The following is a 2,312-nucleotide window of genomic DNA, read 5'->3' on the forward strand; positions in this document are numbered from 1 at the left end:
GCGGCCCGGTGACCGCCTCGGGCACGGTGACCACCAGCCCCCCGCGCGAGGCACCCGCCGCGGCCGCCGCGTCGAGCGCGTCGGCCAACTGCCCGGCGGAGACGGTCGCGTCGACGGAGCACGGCTCGGCGAGCCGGGCCGTGCGGATGGCCAGCACCTCGAACGAGGCCGGACGGCCGAAGACCGCCACGACTCCCCCCGCCGCGGGAGGAGTTCCCGCCCCCGCCTGGAGGCGGACGGCGGCGCGGCGGTCGTAGTGGATCAGCCGGGCCAGGAAGGCGGCGAGATCCGCCGCCTCCCCGGCATCGGCGAGGCGCAGCACCGTCATGCGGCGCCGGCCTCCGAGGTCATGCTGTCGTCCAGGTACTCCTTGAGGAAGGCCCGCTCCTCGGCGGAGATCCGCCGCGGCCGCCCTTCCTGGAGGTTGTACGGGACGACGACCGTCGACGCGCGGACGTAGCTCTCCTGCTCGTCCTTGACTTCGTACGCGATGGTCAGCGAGGCCGCGGTGAGCTTGGTGACCCACAGCTCGATGGTGACCGGGGCGTGCCGGTGCACCAGCGGGCGCAGGTAGTCGATCTCGTGCCGGGCCACCACCGAGCCGCCGGTGAAGGACGCGCTGCCCTCCCCGGGCGCCAGCCGGAACATGAAGTCGATGCGCGCCTCCTCCAGGTAGCGGAGGAACACCACGTTGTTGACGTGGCCGAAGGCATCCATGTCCGACCAGCGCAGGGGGCAGGAGTAGACGTGCCGTGCCACGCCCTCAGCCCCGCGTCAGCTTCTTGTAGGTGGCGCGGTGCGGGCGGGCCGCGTCCGCGCCGAGGCGCTCGATCTTGTTCTTCTCGTAGGACTCGAAGTTGCCCTCGAACCAGAACCACCTGGACTCGCCCTCGTAGGCGAGGATGTGCGTCGCCACGCGGTCGAGGAACCAGCGGTCGTGGGAGACGACCACGGCGCAGCCGGGGAACTCCAGCAGCGCGTTCTCCAGCGAGGAGAGGGTCTCCACGTCGAGGTCGTTGGTCGGCTCGTCGAGGAGCAGCAGGTTTCCGCCCTGCTTGAGGGTGAGCGCGAGGTTGAGGCGGTTGCGCTCACCGCCGGAGAGCACGCCGGCGGGCTTCTGCTGGTCCGGGCCCTTGAAGCCGAACGCGGAGACGTAGGCCCGCGAGGGCATCTCGACCTGGCCGACGTTGATGTAGTCCAGCTCGTCGGAGACGACGGCCCACAGCGTCTTCTTCGGGTCGATGCTGGCCCGGGTCTGGTCGACGTAGGAGATCTTGACGGTCTCGCCGACCTTGATCTTGCCGGAGTCCGGGGTCTCCAGGCCCTGGATCATCTTGAACAGCGTGGTCTTGCCCGCGCCGTTGGGGCCGATCACGCCGACGATGCCGTTGCGCGGCAGGGTGAACGACAGGTCGTCGATGAGGACCTTCTCGCCGAACGCCTTGGAGAGGTTCTCGACCTCGACCACGACGTTGCCCAGGCGCGGGCCCGGCGGGATCTGGATCTCCTCGAAGTCCAGCTTCCGGGTCTTCTCCGCCTCGGCGGCCATCTCCTCGTAGCGGGTCAGCCGCGCCTTGGACTTGGCCTGCCGGCCCTTGGCGTTGGAGCGGACCCACTCCAGCTCGTCCTTCAGCCGCTTGGCGCGCTTGGCGTCCTTCTGCCCCTCGACCTTCAGGCGCGCGGCCTTCTTGTCGAGGTACGTGGAGTAGTTGCCCTCGTACGGGTGGGCGCGGCCGCGGTCGAGCTCCAGGATCCACTCGGCCACGTTGTCGAGGAAGTACCGGTCGTGGGTGACGGCGACGACGGTGCCCTGGTACTTCGCGAGGTGCTGCTCCAGCCACTGGACGGACTCGGCGTCCAGGTGGTTGGTGGGCTCGTCGAGGAGCAGCAGGTCGGGCGCCTCGAGGAGCAGCTTGCAGAGGGCTACGCGGCGGCGCTCACCGCCGGAGAGGTTGGTGACGGGCCAGTCGCCGGGCGGGCAGCCGAGGGCGTCCATGGCCTGCTCGAGCTGGGTGTCGAGGTCCCAGGCATTGGCGTGGTCCAGCTCCTCCTGGAGCTTGCCCATCTCCTCGAGCAGCGCGTCGGAGTAGTCGGTGGCCATCTGCTCGGCGATCTCGTTGAACCGCTTGAGCTTGGTGATGGTCTCGCCGACACCCTCCTGGACGTTCTCCAGCACGGTCTTCGACTCGTTCAGCGGCGGCTCCTGCAGGAGCATGCCGACGCTGTAGCCGGGGGTGAGGAAGGCGTCGCCGTTGGAGGGCTGCTCCAGCCCCGCCATGATCTTCAGGACGGTCGACTTGCCGGCGCCGTTC

The 2,312-nt window shown here is 69.6% G+C and carries 3 protein-coding genes; all 3 read right to left on the reverse strand.

Features of this window, described 5'->3' with window-relative positions:
* Positions 1-328, reverse strand: a 328-nt coding sequence (locus tag AOK16_RS21980; RefSeq protein WP_478072553.1) for a DUF8010 domain-containing protein, incomplete at its 3' end; no start/stop codon positions are given.
* A complete protein-coding gene (locus AOK16_RS21985; protein ID WP_055473907.1) occupies positions 325-759 on the reverse strand; it encodes an acyl-CoA thioesterase in 435 nt (144 codons plus the stop codon). The genes AOK16_RS21980 and AOK16_RS21985, both read right to left, overlap by 4 nt.
* A 4-nt stretch (positions 760-763) precedes the next feature.
* The coding region (gene ettA / locus AOK16_RS21990; RefSeq protein WP_055473908.1) for an energy-dependent translational throttle protein EttA at positions 764-2,312 on the reverse strand (1,549 nt) is incomplete at its 5' end.

The sequence above is a fragment of the Streptomyces pathocidini genome (assembly GCF_001418495.1).
Lineage (GTDB): Bacteria > Actinomycetota > Actinomycetes > Streptomycetales > Streptomycetaceae > Streptomyces > Streptomyces pathocidini.